The 15,315-nt window shown below is 73.7% G+C and carries 13 protein-coding genes; 7 read left to right on the top strand and 6 right to left on the bottom strand.

What is annotated here, in order from left to right; all coding sequences use genetic code 11:
- Nucleotides 1-128: 128 nt before the first annotated feature.
- The 4 genes from hpt to dacB are packed head-to-tail and all read right to left on the bottom strand — an operon-like array spanning nucleotide 129 to nucleotide 4,441.
- Complete coding sequence (hpt, locus tag QRN56_RS17370; RefSeq protein ID WP_285105341.1) at nucleotides 129-683, bottom strand: hypoxanthine phosphoribosyltransferase; 555 nt, start codon at nucleotides 681-683, stop codon at nucleotides 129-131.
- Between the two features lie 3 nt (nucleotides 684-686).
- The gene (gene tilS / locus QRN56_RS17365) at nucleotides 687-1,868 is read right to left on the bottom strand and encodes a tRNA lysidine(34) synthetase TilS (RefSeq protein WP_285105339.1); all 1,182 of its coding nucleotides are present in this window, start codon (nucleotides 1,866-1,868) and stop codon (nucleotides 687-689) included.
- A 2-nt stretch (nucleotides 1,869-1,870) separates the two neighbouring features.
- Nucleotides 1,871-2,956: an Rv3626c family coenzyme F420 biosynthesis-associated protein gene (locus tag QRN56_RS17360; RefSeq protein WP_285105338.1), complete on the bottom strand. Its 1,086-nt coding sequence runs from the start codon at nucleotides 2,954-2,956 to the stop codon at nucleotides 1,871-1,873.
- Nucleotides 2,957-2,989: 33 nt separating this feature from the next.
- On the bottom strand, nucleotides 2,990-4,441 hold the full coding sequence (gene dacB, locus QRN56_RS17355) for a D-alanyl-D-alanine carboxypeptidase/D-alanyl-D-alanine endopeptidase (protein WP_285105336.1): 1,452 nt from the start codon (nucleotides 4,439-4,441) through the stop codon (nucleotides 2,990-2,992).
- 256 nt (nucleotides 4,442-4,697) lie between these two features.
- Here dacB and QRN56_RS17350 point away from each other — a divergent pair, with 256 nt between their 5' ends.
- Nucleotides 4,698-5,198: an inorganic diphosphatase gene (locus QRN56_RS17350; RefSeq protein WP_285105334.1), complete on the top strand. Its 501-nt coding sequence runs from the start codon at nucleotides 4,698-4,700 to the stop codon at nucleotides 5,196-5,198.
- Between the two features lie 65 nt (nucleotides 5,199-5,263).
- Here the strand turns inward: QRN56_RS17350 and QRN56_RS17345 are convergent, their stop codons facing one another.
- A complete protein-coding gene (locus QRN56_RS17345) occupies nucleotides 5,264-6,631 on the bottom strand; it encodes a C40 family peptidase (RefSeq protein WP_285105332.1) in 1,368 nt (455 codons plus the stop codon).
- Nucleotides 6,632-7,054: 423 nt separating this feature from the next.
- Between QRN56_RS17345 and QRN56_RS17340 the strand changes: the two genes are divergently transcribed.
- The 6 genes from QRN56_RS17340 to QRN56_RS17315 all read left to right on the top strand — a co-directional run bounded on the left by QRN56_RS17340 (nucleotide 7,055) and on the right by QRN56_RS17315 (nucleotide 14,192).
- Nucleotides 7,055-8,392, top strand: coding sequence for a bifunctional o-acetylhomoserine/o-acetylserine sulfhydrylase (locus QRN56_RS17340; protein ID WP_285105331.1), 1,338 nt, complete (start codon nucleotides 7,055-7,057; stop codon nucleotides 8,390-8,392).
- 77 nt (nucleotides 8,393-8,469) lie between these two features.
- Entirely contained in the window at nucleotides 8,470-9,756 is a 1,287-nt protein-coding gene (gene metX, locus QRN56_RS17335; protein ID WP_285105329.1) for a homoserine O-acetyltransferase MetX, read from the top strand.
- A 40-nt stretch (nucleotides 9,757-9,796) separates the two neighbouring features.
- Nucleotides 9,797-10,234: a VOC family protein gene (locus tag QRN56_RS17330; protein ID WP_285105327.1), complete on the top strand. Its 438-nt coding sequence runs from the start codon at nucleotides 9,797-9,799 to the stop codon at nucleotides 10,232-10,234.
- A 57-nt stretch (nucleotides 10,235-10,291) separates the two neighbouring features.
- Nucleotides 10,292-11,251, top strand: a complete 960-nt coding sequence (locus QRN56_RS17325; RefSeq protein WP_285105325.1) for a zinc-binding dehydrogenase — start codon at nucleotides 10,292-10,294, stop codon at nucleotides 11,249-11,251.
- 135 nt (nucleotides 11,252-11,386) lie between these two features.
- Entirely contained in the window at nucleotides 11,387-13,069 is a 1,683-nt protein-coding gene (locus tag QRN56_RS17320) for a discoidin domain-containing protein (RefSeq protein WP_285105323.1), read from the top strand.
- A 100-nt stretch (nucleotides 13,070-13,169) separates the two neighbouring features.
- Nucleotides 13,170-14,192 carry a LacI family DNA-binding transcriptional regulator gene (locus QRN56_RS17315; RefSeq protein ID WP_285105321.1) on the top strand — a complete coding sequence of 341 codons (1,023 nt, stop codon included), beginning with the start codon at nucleotides 13,170-13,172 and terminating at the stop codon, nucleotides 14,190-14,192.
- 24 nt (nucleotides 14,193-14,216) lie between these two features.
- Here the strand turns inward: QRN56_RS17315 and QRN56_RS17310 are convergent.
- Nucleotides 14,217-15,315, bottom strand: a 1,099-nt coding sequence (locus QRN56_RS17310) for a restriction system modified-DNA reader domain-containing protein (protein ID WP_502928815.1), incomplete at its 5' end; no start/stop codon positions are given.

Here is a 15,315-nt window from a genome sequence, read left to right as displayed (position 1 = left end):
GCTCGCGCAGTATGTATCCGTCGAAACTACATGGTCTCCCTGAGAGGAGCCCCGAGTGTTCGCCCAGAGCATGTGACTCCTGCACCACACTCGCCCGGACGCGACGAACCGCCCGGGACGGGCACCGATCAGCCGCCGTAGACGTGCGGTGCCAGGGTGGCAACGAACGGCAGGTTGCGATAGTTCTCGGCGTAGTCCAGGCCGTAGCCCACCACGAACTCGTTCGGGATGTCGTAGCCGAGGTACTTCACGTCGACATCGGCCTGCGCGGCGTCCGGCTTGCGGAGCATCGAGGCGATCTCGACCGACTCGGGGCCGCGCGAGCGGAGGTTCGACACCAGCCAGGACAGCGTGAGACCCGAGTCGATGACGTCCTCGACGATGAGCACGTTGCGACCCGTCAGGTCGGACCGGAGGTCCATCAGGATGCGCACCACCCCGGAGGACTTGGTGCCCGAGCCGTAGGACGACACGGCCATCCAGTCCATCTGGGCCTTGTGGTGCAGACGACGGGACAGGTCGGCCATCACCATGACCGCGCCCTTGAGCACACCGACCAGGAGCAGGTCCTTGCCCGCGTAGTCCGCGTCGATCTGGGCGGCCATCTCGTCCAGCTTCTTGCTGAGCTGCTCCTCGGTGAGCAGCACCTCTGCGAGGTCGGATCCGACGTCGGACTTGTCCACGAGTCACTCCTGAGTCGTTGTGGGGGGTCTGACGCCGGTCCAGCCGTCCGAGGTCCCGGTCGGCGCGGCGCGCAGGAAAAGCCTGCCACACGCACGACGTGCCCGTGCGCCGCCCGGGAGCCCGGCCGGGCCCTGACCGCTCCAGGACACGACGAACGCGTCGAGCGCGTCGACGTGCCGCGTGGTGGTGTCCGCGGGCCGGCAGCCGGCCGCGAGCGCCGCGAGCCGCAGGGCCCGGCGCCGCAGGGCCGGGTGGGCCCGCGCGAGGACGTCGACGTCGAGGGCGTGCTCGCCGGGTTCGGCCCCCGAGGCGTCCTGCGCCGCCGCCCCGGCTGCCGCCGGCTCTTCCTGCGCCGCCGCTCCCGCCCGCGCCAGGAGGTCAGCAGCGAGGGAGTCCAGCAGGTCCGCGTCGTCCCGGGCCTGGTCCGCCGTGCGCGCGAGGGCCTCGGCGACGCCCGGCCCGAGCGTCTCCTCGAGCACCGGCAGCACCCGCCCCCGCACCTGCGAGCGCAGCGGCGTGAACCCGCCGTCGCCCGGCCCGTCGGCAGGCGCTGCGCCCGGCCCGGCGTCGGGCAGCAGGTTGGTCGGGTCGGTCCAGAAGCCGAGGCCTGACGCCGCGCAGACCGCCTCGGTCTGCGCGCGGCGCAGCCCGAGGAAGGGCCTGCGGAAGACGCCCCGCTCGCGCGGCATCCCGGCGAGCGACCGGGCACCGGCGCCGCGCGCGAGGCCGAGCAGCACCTGTTCCGCCTGGTCGTCGAGGGTGTGCCCGAGCAGCACGCGGCGGGCGCCGGTCTCGGCGGCCACCTCCTCGAACGCGCCGTACCGCATCGCGCGGGCGGCGGCCTCGGGCCCGGCGGAGCTCGTCCCGGCCGGCCGATCGGGGCGCCGCACCAGCACCGGGTCCAGGCCCAGGGCGCGGCACTGCTCGGCGGCGCGGGCGGCGACCTCGGCGGACCCCGCCTGCAGCCCGTGGTCCACGACCACCGCGCCCGCCCGGACGGCGTGCCCGCGCGACCGCACCGACCGCCCGACGCGGCCGGCCTCGAAGGCCACCGCCGCGGCGAGGGCGAGGCTGTCGGCGCCGCCGGAGCAGGCGACGAGCACGAGGTCGTCCGGGCCAAGGCCGGACAGCGCCGCGCGGACCGCGGTACGGGCCGCGGCGACGGCGGGGTCGACCCTGGCCACGGTCAGCCGTGCACCCGGCGCACCCACGCGCGGGCGTCGGCGATCTCCCGGGCGGTCGGCAGGTTCTCGGGCCCGGCCCACACGGCGTTGAGCCCCTCGCGCCCCACGGCCCGCTCCACGGACCGCACGAACGCGGCCCCGTCGCGGTACTGGGCGAGCTTGGCCTCCATGCCGAGCAGCTTCTGCACGACGACGTCGAAGGTGCTGCGCCCCTCGCCGTCGCGCCGCCGCTCGAACTTCGCGCGGATGCGCCGCACGGACGGCACGACCCGCGGCCCGACGGCGTCCATCATCACGTCGGCGTGCCCCTCCAGGAGGGCCATGACGGCGGTGATGTCGGCGAGCTCGGCCTTCTGGTCGTGCGTGAGCACGCCGTCCATGATGGTGCCGCCCTCGCCGCGGAGGGCGTCGAGCACGCTCCGCCCGATCACGGCGATCTTCCGGTCGAACCGGGCCTTGGCCAGCTCGGCCGAGGTCCGGGCCATGCCCGTGACCAGGCCCCGGGTGCGGCCGCTCAGGTGCCCCGACAGCCAGGGCGCCGCGGCGAACTGGAGGGCGTGCGTCTGCTCGTGCAGGCAGACCCACAGGCGGAAGTCCCGCACCGGGACCTCCAGCGCGCGCTCGGCCTGCAGCACGTTGGGGGCGACGAGGAGCAGGCGGCCAGGTCCGGAGTAGGGGTCGAACTGGCCCAGCACGCGCCCGCTGAGCAGGGCGAGCACCGCCCCGATCTCGGCGGCGCCGGCCATCTGGGCGCCGGCCGAGGTGGCGCTCCTGGAGACCTCGGCGACGACGGCGCCGATCCCGTCCGTCATGACGGCCATCGACTGCGTGTTCGCGCGGGCCCAGGTCGCCCGGTCCACCACCGCGACCGGGCTCAGCGCCGTGCCGCCGGCGCCCGGGGCGGCCGGTGCCATGCGCGTGGTCTCCAGCACATGCCCGACGGCGTCGCCCGCCGCCGTCCGCAGGCCGCTGACCAGGGCGTCGAGCTCGTCGCGGTCGGCGCGGGGCCCGGGCGCGGCGAGGCGTGCCGCGATCTGGGCAGCCGCCGACCAGTCGACGATCTGAGGGGTGGTTGAGGCCTGGGTCACCGGACCACGGTAACGGCCAGGGGTGGTCGCGCGTCAGCCCTGGACGGAGTACGCCGCGAGGTCTCCGACGAAGCTGTCGTAGATGGACGTGGCGCCCACCGTCTGCTTGGCCGGGATCGAGTCGGCGAGCACGGAGAAGACGAGCAGCCGGTCGTCGGCGGTGATCACCGTCCCGGCGAGCGCCCGCACCTTGGGCAGGCTCCCGGTCTTGGCCCGCGCGAGCCCACGGGCGGGGTTGTCGCCCGTGAACCGGCCATGGCTGTCCGCGAGCGTCCCCGTCAGCCCCGCGATGGGCATGCCGGCTGCCTCGCTGCGCAGCGAGGGGTTCGCCGGGTCGACCATGACCCCGAGCAGGTCGACGAGCTGCTGCCCGCTCAGGTAGGAGCCGTCCCCGAGCCCGGAGCAGTCCCGCAGGCGCGCGCCGGTCATGTCGACGCCGAGGTCCTTCGCGGCGGCGATCACGGCCTGCGTGGCGCCGTCGTTGGAGCCCGGCAGGCCGACGTCCACCGCGACGAGCCGCCCGAGCACCTCGGTGATCGTGTTGTCCGAGTACTGCATGGCGAACCCGACGACCTCCGCGAGCGGGGCCGAGCTGACCTCGCCGAGCACGCGTGCGTCGTCCGGGGCGTTCTCGTCCACCACGGCCCCGGCAGTCGTGAGGCCCTGGTCCTCCAGGGCCGCGGAGAACGCCTCGGCGGCGTACTTGCCCGGGTCGGACGCGCGGGGACCGTTGTCGGTGTAGCCGTCGGACAGCAGGCCCACGTTGATCCCGACCGACGAGACGGGCGCGATGTAGCCCGCCGCGATGTCGGGGCTGGCGACGGTCGGCGCGATCTCGTCACCGGTGAAGAGCGTGTCGTCGAGCGCGACCCGCACCTCGGTGTCGCCTGTGACCTTGATCTTGGCGGCGACCTGCTGGGCGAGATCGGCCAGCCCGGCCCGCCCGTTAACCGCGTTTGGGTCGCCCTTGCCCTCGGACAGCATCATGTCGCCGCCCCCGACCAGCACCACCGTGTTGTCGTCCACGAGCACGGCCTTGGTGTCCAGCGTGCTGTTCGCGATGGACGACGTGAGCGCGGCGACGCCGGTGAACAGCTTTTGCGTCGAGGCAGGGGTCATGAGCTTGTCCGGGCTCGACGAGCCGAGCACCTGGCCGGTCGCGCCGTCCGCCACGACGACGCCCACGCGGGAGCCGAGCCGCTTGTCCTTGGCGAGGTCGCTGACCAGGCGCTGCATCTCCACGCTGTCCGGCACCGGGGCGTCGTCCGGGAGGTCCTCCAGGAGCGCGACCGGTGCGGGCCCGTCGACCGCCCCGGGGGCGGACGGGAAGGGACTCGGCTCGGGCCAGGGCGCGGCGGTCGTGAGCATGCCGGGGACCATGTCGTACGCGTCCGCCACCAGGTACCCACCGAACAGTGCGACGACCGCGGCGACGGCAGCGCCGGAGCGCAACCCCCACTCCATGGGCATCCTCTCGATCGTCACGTGAAAGCCATCGCCAACTCTAGTCGCGGCAAACACGCGGCGTGTACGACAGCGGCGATTCACGGGAAATTTCACCCACGCATGCCGTCGATTCCCGCGCGCGTCGCGCACGCTGCGAATTATGCCGAACACGGACAGTGGTTCTGACCACAGGTCACGGTCGGGATACACGACACATGGCACACTGGACAGGCGCAAGACCGCCGCCGCGGTAAGACACTTCGGCGACCATCATCGAGAACTGGAGCACATCGGCGTGGAGTTCGACGTCACGATCGAGATCCCCAAGGGTCAGCGGAACAAGTACGAGGTGGATCACGAGACCGGACGCATCCGCCTCGACCGCATGCTCTTCACCTCGACGCGCTACCCGGACGACTACGGCTTCATCGAGGGCACCCTCGGCGAGGACGGCGACCCCCTGGACGCGCTCGTGCTGCTGGAGGAGCCCACGTTCCCCGGCTGCCTGATCAGGTGCCGCGCGCTCGGCATGTTCCGCATGCGCGACGAGGCCGGCGGCGACGACAAGGTGCTGTGCGTGCCGACCGGTGACCAGCGCGCGGCGTGGCGCCAGGACATCGACGACGTCTCGGACTTCCACCGCCTGGAGATCCAGCACTTCTTCGAGGTCTACAAGGACCTGGAGCCCGGCAAGTCCGTCGAGGGCGCCCACTGGGTGGGCCGCGCCGACGCCGAGGCGGAGATCGTCCGCTCGATCCAGCGCGCCAAGGACACGGGCTACTACGACAAGCACTGAGCAAGCCCGCACCCCACTCGTGTCAGGCGCACAGGTCACCCCGGTGACCTGTGCGCCTGACTCGTCTACGGCCGCCCCGCGTAGGGCATCGCGCTCGTCAGCCGCAGCGGGTTCTCCGACAACGGGTGCCCCGGCAGCGTCGCCTCGATCATCATGCCGCCGCCCGTGTACATGGCGACGTGGTAGATCGTCGACGGGTCGCTCGGGTTCGACCCGTAGAAGATGAGGTCACCGGGGCGCAGCGCCCCGTAGCCCACCTTGCCGACCGCCAGGTACTGCGAGCGCGACGTCCGCGTGATGTCCACGCCCTGGCTCGCCCACGACATCATCGTCAGGCCCGAGCAGTCGTACGACGTCGGCCCTGCGGCGCCGAGCAGGTACGGCGCGCCCAGCTTGGTCCGGGCCCAGGTCACGGCGCCGATCCCGCGGCCCGCCGACCCGGCGGAGACCCCCGAGGTGGGCGGGGCGACAGGCGCGGCCGCCGGCGGTTCGTCCGACGTCGTGCCGCCGCCCGAACCGGAGCCGCCCCCGGAACCGCCCGAACCGGAGCCGTCCCCGGAACCGCCCGGCTCCTCCGCGGGCTCCGCCTCCTCGGCCCGGGCCTCCGCACGGGCCGCGTCCCGGGCCTCCTGCTGCCGTTCGAGCTCCGCCCGTGCCGCCGCCTCGCGCGCGGACTCCGCGGCGGCGGCCCGGGCGGCCTCCCGCTCGCGCTCGATCCGCACGCTGGTCTGCCGCAGCTCCGCGAGCCGCTGCACCAGCGCCTGCCGCTCCACCTCGGCCGCCCGGGTGCGCGCCTCGAGGTCCGCCGCCGCGGCCTGGGCCGTGTCGAACGCCGACTCGGCCTGCTCGGCCGCCGCGTCGAGCTCCTTCTTCGCGGCCGTCCAGCGTGCGTCGGCGGACTCCGACGCCGCCCGCGCGTCCTGGTACCCGGCCAGGGCCCCGCCGACCTTGCGCTGCACCGCCCGCTCGGCCGCGCTGCGGCCCACCATGTCGGTCACCGAGTCTGCCCGGAGCGCGACGCCGAGCGAGCCCAGGCCGTCGTCGCGCGACGACGCCCGGTAGACCTCGGCGAGGCTCCCCCGCGCCGCCACCTCGCCCTCGTGCGCCTTCGCGGCCGCGGACCGGGCCTCCGCCACCGCCTGCTCCGCCTGCTCGACGGCCTGCTGGGCCTCGGCGTAGTCGGCTGCCGCGACCTGCACGCGGACCTGCGCCGCCTCGAGCTCGGAGCGGAGCGTCGCGAGCGCGGCCTCGGCCTGCTCGACGTCGAGGGTGCCGGCGGCGACCGCGTCCCGGGCGGCCTGCGCGTCCTGTGCGGAGGGCGGGTCGGCGGGCGGGTCCGCCTCGGCGACAGGACCCCACGGGAACACCAGCCCGAGGGCGAGGACCGCGGCCCCGAGGGCCCGGAGTGCCAGCACGGCGTGGATCCGTCGCATGATCCCCCTTCCGATCCGCACCCCTTCGGCGTGTCGCCTTGCGCGGATCCTGTGAATCACTTCGTTGTTACCGGTCCAAATGTGCCCCGAGCATCCGAAGTGCGCATCCGGAAGGCAAAACGACGCATAGGACGACACGGGTCCGGAGTCGCCCACCGTGTCTCATTTCTGCATCTCACGATTCAAGACATGTCTTTCGACCTCGCCTTGGTGCGTCTACGGTCACACCATGACTCGTCGAATGTGTTGTTGCTGATCCAGCGCACGTTCGCCTGCCCTCGGCCGCTCGGCCGACCTCCGCGTGCGCGCCCTCGACCCCGCCGCGGACCATCCCTGATGCGCAGGCCCCTCGGGGCATGTCGCGGCACAGCTCGGTCAGTTCAGCCAGAAGCACGCCACCTCGCACAGGAAGCAGGTAGAGCCATGACTCAGCCCCAGTGGTCGTTCGAGACCCGCCAGATCCACGCCGGCCAGGAGCCGGACCCCACGACCGGCGCCCGCGCCCTGCCGATCTACCAGACCACGTCGTTCGTGTTCCCCGACGCCGGGGTCGCCGCCGACCGGTTCGCCCTGAAGGACCTCGGCCCGATCTACACCCGCATCGGCAACCCCACGCAGCAGGTGGTCGAGGACCGGATCGCCAGCCTGGAGGGCGGCGTCGGCGCCCTGCTGGTGGCCTCCGGCCAGGCCGCGGAGTCCCTCGCGATCCTCAACCTCGCGCAGGCGGGCGACCATATCGTCGCGTCCGCGAGCCTCTACGGCGGCACGTACAACCTGCTGCACCACACGCTCCCGAAGTACGGCATCGAGACCACGTTCGTGGACGACCCGCACGACCTCGACGCCTGGCGCGCCGCCGTCCGCCCCAACACCAAGGCGTTCTTCGGCGAGACCATCCCGAACCCGCGCTCGGACGTGCTCGACATCGAGGGCGTGGCCGCGGCCGCGCACGAGGCCGGCGTCCCCCTGATCGTGGACAACACCGTGGCCACGCCGTACCTCATCCGCCCGTTCGAGCACGGCGCCGACATCATCGTGCACTCCGCGACCAAGTACCTGGGCGGCCACGGCAGCGCGATCGGTGGCGTGATCGTCGACGGTGGCCGGTTCGACTTCGCGGCCGACCCCGAGCGGTTCCCCGGCTTCAACACGCCGGACCCGAGCTACAACGGCCTGGTGTTCGCCCGCGACCTCGGCGTCGACGGCGCCCTGGGCGCCAACCTGGCGTTCGTGCTCAAGGCGCGGGTCCAGCTCCTGCGCGACCTCGGCGCGGCGATCTCGCCGTTCAACGCCTTCCTGCTCGCCCAGGGCCTGGAGACGCTCTCGCTGCGGATCGAGCGGCACGTCGCCAACGCGCAGCACGTCGCCCGGTGGTTGGAGGCCCGGGACGACGTCCGCGGCGTCCACTACGCGGGCCTGGAGAGCTCGCCCTGGTACGGCAACGCCCAGAAGTACGCCCCCCAGGGCGCCGGCGCGGTGCTCGCCTTCGAGCTCGACGGCGGCACCGAGGCGGGCCAGGCGTTCGTCTCCGCCCTGCGGCTGCACTCCAACGTGGCGAACATCGGCGACGTCCGCTCGCTCGTGATCCACCCCGCGTCCACCACCCACTCCCAGCTCACGCCGGACGAGCAGGCGCTGTCCGGCGTCACGCCCGGCCTGGTCCGCCTGGCGGTGGGCCTGGAGAACGTGGAGGACATCCTGGCCGACCTGGAGCTCGGCTTCACCGCCGCCAAGAACCTCCTGGGCGGCGAGACGGACTGATCCACCCGCAGTACCCCGGGGCGGGCACCGGACAACCCTCCGGTGCCCGCCCACCATCCCGAGCCGCAGGAGGAGCCATGGCCGTCACCACCCCGAAGGCCGCTCACGGTGCCCTTGACCCGAGCATCCGCACCACGAGCGTCCCGTTCTCCGTGCCGCAGGACACGCACGGCGGGGGCGACGTCGCCACGCCCGGCCCGGCCGGACCGGTCGAGACCTCGCGCGCCCGGAGCAAGCCTCCGGTGCCCCCGAGCGGCGCGTGGCGCGAGGGCGACGACCCGGGACGCCGGCAGTTCGCCGACGTCGGCGCGTTCGAGCTGGAGGCCGGCGGCCGCCTGCCCGCCGTCCGCGTGGCCTACGAGACCTGGGGCACGCTGAACGCCGACGGCTCGAACGCCGTGCTGGTGCTGCACGCCCTCACGGGCGACTCGCACGTCACCGGCGAGGCCGGGGCGGGGCACGTGACCGCCGGGTGGTGGGGCCAGATGGTCGGCCCCGGCCGGCCCATCGACACCGACCGTTACTTCGTGGTGGCGCCCAACGCGCTCGGGGGCTGTCAGGGCACGACCGGACCGTCGTCGACGGCGGACGACGGGCGCCCCTGGGGCGGCCGCTTCCCCTACGTCACGACCCGCGACCAGGTGGCCGTGGAGATCGCGCTGACCCGCGAGCTCGGGATTCGCTCCTGGGAGCTCGTCATCGGCGCGTCCATGGGCGGGCTGCGCGTGCTGGAGTGGGCGCTGCTCGGGCCCGAGGCCGGCGTCGAGGTGCGCAACCTCGCCGCGATCGCGACCACCGCCCAGACCGGCGGGGACCAGATCGCCTGGGCGCACCCGCAGCTCGCCGCGATCCGCGTGGACCCGCGCTTCCGCGGCGGCGACTACTACGACGCGGCCGACGACGACGGCCCGCACACCGGCCTGGGCATCGCCCGCCAGATCGCGCACACGACGTATCGCACGGGCTACGAGCTCGACCAGCGCTTCGGCCGCCTGCCGCAGGGCGGCGAGGACCCGTTCGCGGGCGGCCGGTTCGCCGTGCAGTCGTACCTGGAGCACCACGGCGACAAGCTCGCGCGCCGGTTCGACGCCAACTCCTACCTCGTGCTCACCGAGTCGATGCTTTCGCACGACCTGGGCCGCGACCGCGGCGGCGTCGAGAACGCCCTGAGCCAGATCGCCGCGCGCACGCTGGTGGTGGCGGTGGACAGCGACCGGCTGTTCCCGCCCGCCCAGTCCGCGCGGCTGGCCCGCTGGATCCCGCAGGCCGAGTCGCTGCGGATCGTGACGAGCGACGTGGGGCACGACGGGTTCCTGGTCGAGGCGGACCAGATCGGCCCGATGGTGAGCGAGTTCCTCGGATAACCGCCGCGCGCCCCGCCGGGCCCAGGCTTAGCGTGGACGTATGGCAAAGCTCAACCCGTACCTCAGCTTCAAGTCCGAGGCCAAGGACGCCCTGGACTTCTACCAGTCCGTGCTCGGCGGCGAGCTCGACGTCAGCACCTTCGGCGGCACCCCGATGGAGGGGATGCCGACCCCCGACGAGGACAAGGACCTCGTCATGCACGGCCAGCTCGATGCCCCGGGCGGCCTCACGATCATGGCGGCGGACACGCCGTCGTTCATGGAGTACGTGGCCCCCACCAGCGGCGTCACCGTGTCCCTGACCGGCGGCCCGGACGACCACGACTACATCAGGAACGCCTACGAGAAGCTGTCCGACGGCGCGACCCCGGGCCAGCCGCTCGAGCTCGCCCCGTGGGGCGACTACTACGGGGCGCTCACCGACAAGTTCGGTATCTCCTGGATGTTCGACATCGGCACGGAGCAGTCCGCCAGGTGATCTTCCGTTCGTCCCCACCTACCTGGTCCGCCGTCGCGGGCCAGGTAGGTTGAACGGATGCTTGCCGCCTACGTGACCCGCTTCTCGCCCGACAGCCCGCTCGACGGCCTGGAGGTGGGCGAGCGACCCGAGCCCGAGACCCCGGAGCACTGGACCACCGTGGACGTCCGGGCGGCGTCCCTGAACCACCACGACCTGTGGTCGCTGCGCGGCGTGGGCCTGCGGGAGCAGCAGCTGCCGATGATCCTGGGCACCGACGCCGCGGGCGTGGCCCCGGACGGGTCCGAGGTGATCGTGCACGGCGTCATCGGGGCCGACGGCCACGGCGTCGGGCCGAGGGAACCCCGCTCGCTGCTCTCGGAGCGCTACCCCGGGACCCTCGCCGAGCGGGTGGCGGTGCCGGCCGCGAACCTGGTGCCGAAGCCCGCCGAGCTGTCGTTCGAGGAGGCCGCGTGCCTCCCGACGGCGTGGCTCACCGCCTACACCATGCTGTTCACGCAGGGCGGCCTCACGCCGGGCGACCGCGTGCTGGTGCAGGGCGCGGGCGGCGGTCTGGCGACGGCGGCGGTCACGCTGGGCGCGGCGGCCGGCCTGGAGGTCTGGGTGACGTCGCGTTCCGCCGAGAAGCGGGAGCGGGCCATCTCGCTGGGTGCGGCGGGCGCCGTCGAGACCGGCGCCCGGCTGCCGGCGCGCGTCGACGCGGTGCTCGAGTCGGTGGGCCAGGCCACGTGGGCGCACTCGATCCGCTCGGTGCGGCCGGGCGGCTCGGTGCTGGTCTGCGGCGCGACGTCGGGCGACGCTCCCCCGGCGGAGCTGACGCGCATCTTCTTCCAGGAGATCCGGGTGCAGGGCGTCACCATGGGCTCGCGGGAGGACCTGGGCGCGCTCGCCCGGTTCTGCGCCCGCACCGGTGTGCGCCCGGTGATCGACGCCGCGGTGCCGCTCGCGAAGGCCGCCGAGGGCCTGGCGCGGCTGAACGAGGGCGAGCAGTTCGGCAAGGTCGTCGTCCGACCCTAGGTTCCTTCGCTTACAGACCTGTCAGCAAAGTTCGCCGAAAGCCTTGACCGGGGTCCGGAATGTCCGCGACCATCTGAGAGAGCGCTCTCTCAGATGGCTCAACGTGCCAGACCGACGTTCGAAGGAGCACGTCACATGCGCAGACACGTCCGCACGCTCGCGGCGGCGACCACCGCCGCGGCCCTCCTCGCCCTGGGTGCGATCACCCAGGTCACCACCGCATCGGCCGCCGCCGACCCGCTCTCGCAGGGCCGGCCGGTCACCACGTCCAGCACCGAGTTCGACTGGAGCACCGGCGCCAACGCCGTCGACGGCGACCCCGGCACCCGCTGGTCGAGCGCCGCCGCCGACAACCAGTGGATCCGCGTCGACCTGGGCTCCGTCCAGGCGATCGACCGGGTCGTCCTCGACTGGGAGGCGGCGTACGCCTCCGGCTTCCGTGTCGAGACCTCCGCCGACGGCGCGGCGTGGTCCACCGTGTACTCGACCACGACCGGCACCGGCGGCGACCAGAACCTCGACGTGGACGGCACCGGCCGCTACCTGCGCCTCTGGGTCACCCAGCGCGCCACCCAGTGGGGCGTCTCCCTCTGGGAGCTGCAGGTGTTCGGCACCGGGGGCGACGTGCCCTCCGACACCTCGCTCCTCTCCTACGGCAAGCAGGGCAGCGCCTCCAGCTCGCAGAACGACGGCAACTGCTGGCTCTGCTCCCCCGACAAGGCCTTCGACCTCGACCCGGCCAGCCGCTGGGCCGTCAGCCCCGACACGGGCTGGGTCGACGAGGGCTGGATCGCCGTCGACCTCGGCGCCGCCGCGCACGTCAGCAGCGTCGTGCTGCAGTGGGACCCGGCGTTCGCGACGACCTTCGACATCGAGGTGTCCGACAACGGCACCACGTGGCGCACCGTGCACACCACCACGGGCGGCACCGGCTTCAAGCAGACCATCCCGCTCGACGCCGACGGCCGGCACGTGCGCGTGCACCTGCGCGACCGGAGCGGCCCCTACGGCTACTCGCTGTGGGAGTTCCAGGTCTACGGCACGGGCGGCGCGCCCACCGCTCCCCCGGCCGAGCCCGCCGACCCCAACTTCGACGACCTCGACCTGGTGTGGAGCGACGAGTTCAACGGCGCGGCCGGCACACCCGCCGACGGCTCGAGGTGGACCATCGACGCCGGCCTGCCGCAGAACAACGAGCAGCAGGTCTACACCCCGAGCGGCAACGGGTTCCAGGACGGCCAGGGCAACTTCGTGCTGGAGGCCCGGCGGGAGGACCGCGACGGGCGGCAGTACACGTCGCACCGCATGAACACGTCCAACAAGTTCCACGCCCAGTACGGCCGGTTCGAGGCCCGCGTCAAGGTGCCCGAGGGCCGCGGCCTGTGGCCCGCGTTCTGGATGATGGGCTCCGACTTCCTGGACGGCCGGCCGTGGCCGTACAACGGGGAGATCGACATCATGGAGTTCATCGGGCAGAACCCGACCCAGGCCCACTCCACCCTGCACGCCCCGGCGTACAACGGCGGGGGCGGCTACGGCGGGGCGTACACGCTGCCCGACGGCTCGAAGATCTCGGACGGCTTCCACACCTGGGCCGCCGAGTGGGACAGCGAGGGCATCCAGTTCTCGCTCGACGGCCGCGACGTCTTCTACGCCGACAAGGACACCGTGGAGTCCACCCGCGGGCCGTGGGTCTACGACCACGAGTTCTACCTGATCCTCAACCTCGCGGTCGGCGGTGACTGGCCGGGCCCGCCGGACGCGTCCACGCCGTTCCCGTCCCGCATGCTGGTCGACTACGTCCGCGTCTACCAGTAACCACCCTCGTTGAGTGCTGGGTTTTCGCCCTTCTGGCACACGAAAAAGGGCGAGAACCCAGCACTCAACGGCCTGGGCGGGGTGGGGGTATAAAGGGCTCGTGCCGAACCGTCCCACCTTGGAGGTCGTGGCCTCCGTCGCCGGGGTGTCGCGCGCGACCGTGTCTAGGGTGATCAACGGGGTGGCCAGCGTCGATCCCGGGATCGTCGAGGTGGTGCGCCGGGCGATCGACGAGACCGGCTACGTGCCGAACCTCGCCGCCCGGTCGCTCGTGACCCGCCGCACGGGCTCCGTCGCGCTCGTCGTGTCGGAGCCGCCCGAGCAGCGCTCGCCGCTGCCGTTCCTCGAACGCCTCTTCACCGACCCGTACGTGGGCCGCGTGACAGCCGGGGCGCAGGCGGTGCTGCGGCCCCGCGACATCCACCTCGCGATCATCCCCGCCGACCCGCCCGCCCACGACCAGGTGGTGCGCTACGTACGGCAGGGGCACGTCGACGGCGTGCTGCTCATCACCTCCAGCTCGGCCGACCCGCTGCCCGCGCGGCTCGCGGGCCTCGCCGTGCCGCTGGTGCTCTCGACCCGCACCACCGTGCCGGACGTCGCCTGGGTCGACCTGGACCAGGCCGCGGGCGGACGGCTGGCCGCCGAGCACCTCGCCGGGTCCGGGCGCACCCGGCTCGCGGTGGTCGCCGGGCCGGCCGACGCGCCGTTCGGGCACGACCGGCTGCGGGGGTTCCTGGACGGGGTGCGCGCCGCGGGGCTGCCCGAGCCCGAGGTGGTCCCCGCCGACTTCACGCGCCCGGGCGGCGAGGCCGCGGCCCGCGCGCTGCTGGCCGCCCGGCCCGACGTCGACGGCGTCTTCGCCGCGAACGACCTGATGGCGGACGGCGTCTCCACCGCCCTGCGTGCCGCCGGCCGGGACGTGCCCCGGGACGTCGCCGTGGTGGGGTTCGACGACTCGAGCGTCGCCGCACAGGCCCATCCCCCGCTCACCACCGTGCGCCAGCCCGTCGAGGACATGGCCGACGCGATGGCGCGGCTGCTCCTCGCCGAGCTCGACGGCGGGACCACGGGCGGGTCGGCGACCTTCGTGCCCGAGCTCGTGGTGCGTGCCTCGGGCTGACCGGCCTCCCCGGCCGGCACCCGGTCAGGCGAACCGGCGGGAGAACTCCTCCACGAGGGTGGGGCCGGTGTCGCCGATGCGCCACACGCTCCAGCCGTCGGCGGTGTACGAGCCCGACGCCGCGGTGGCGGCCGAGTCCGGGTGCCGGTACCGGGCGCCGTTGGCCAGCTCGATGGCGCCGTCCGGCAGGAGCATCGCCTCGAAGTGCTGGTTGCGCCGCGGACGCGACCACACGATCCGGGTGGGCGTGCCGATGCTGCGGGCCAGCGCCTCCAGGTCGGGGTCGTCCTCCTCCTCGAACAGCATCGGGGTGCTGGCCCGGATGCTCTCGCCCGGCGGCACCGGACGGGCCGGCGCCTCGGGGGCGCTCGACGGGTACGGGTCGGCGGCGAACGACGTCTGCCCGTAGCCGTCGTCCGGGCCGGCGAGGTAGCCGCCGGACTCCCACGGGCTCTGCTCCACTACGACCGGGGCCGCGCCGTCGGCGTAGGGCGACTGGTAGCCGGGCTGCTCGCCGTAGCCGTAACCGCCCTGGTCGCCGTAGCCGGAGGCCTCGGCGGAGTAGTCGTAGGCGGGCGCGGCGGACGCGGGCGCGAAGGACGACTCGGACTGGTAGGCGGGCTCGCGCTCGTAGCGGGGCCGGGTGATCTCGAAGTCCGGCGTCTCGGGCTCGGCCGGGACCGCGTAGGCGGGCGCCTCGTCGTACGGCGCGGGCTGCCAGAGGTTCTCCTCGGCCGGCTGCGGCACGGGCGGCGGCGCGTAGGGCGCGTCGGCGGACGGCATCGGGCCGGACGCCGGGTAGCCCGCTGCCGGCTCGTCCGGCTGGCTGGAGGCCGCGAACCGGTCGGTGCGCGAGCGGCGCCGCACCGACGGGGCGGGTGCCGGAGCGGGTGCCGGCTCGGCGGGGACCTCGGCGCGGGCCGGCGTGCTCGCCCCGCCCAGGGAGGACCGGCTCGCGGCGAGGCGCGGCGGGGTGCTCGGCGTCGGACGGGACTCCGCGCCCGGGCGCACCCGGGAGACCGGGGAGCTCGACGGAGCGGCGGCGCTCGGCCCGGGCGGGGCGGGGGGCGCCGGTACGGCCGGTGCCGACGGGGCGGGCGGGACCTCGGACGAGGCCGCGGCC

Source organism: Promicromonospora sp. MEB111 (genome assembly GCF_030209445.1).
Taxonomy (GTDB): Bacteria; Actinomycetota; Actinomycetes; order Actinomycetales; family Cellulomonadaceae; genus Promicromonospora.
Note: the sequence above shows the minus strand (reverse complement) of the source record. Positions and strands in the feature narration are given on the sequence as shown.

Excerpts from the sequence above, each read along its gene's own strand:
- QRN56_RS17340 (WP_285105331.1), top strand. The coding sequence starts at position 7,055 with ATGACTCAGCCCCAGTGGTCGTTCGAGACCCGCCAGATCCACGCCGGC.
- QRN56_RS17325 (WP_285105325.1), top strand. The coding sequence starts at position 10,292 with ATGCTTGCCGCCTACGTGACCCGCTTCTCGCCCGACAGCCCGCTCGAC.
- QRN56_RS17345 (WP_285105332.1), bottom strand. The coding sequence starts at position 6,631 with ATGCGACGGATCCACGCCGTGCTGGCACTCCGGGCCCTCGGGGCCGCG.
- QRN56_RS17330 (WP_285105327.1), top strand. The coding sequence starts at position 9,797 with ATGGCAAAGCTCAACCCGTACCTCAGCTTCAAGTCCGAGGCCAAGGAC.
- metX (WP_285105329.1), top strand. The coding sequence starts at position 8,470 with ATGGCCGTCACCACCCCGAAGGCCGCTCACGGTGCCCTTGACCCGAGC.
- QRN56_RS17320 (WP_285105323.1), top strand. The coding sequence starts at position 11,387 with ATGCGCAGACACGTCCGCACGCTCGCGGCGGCGACCACCGCCGCGGCC.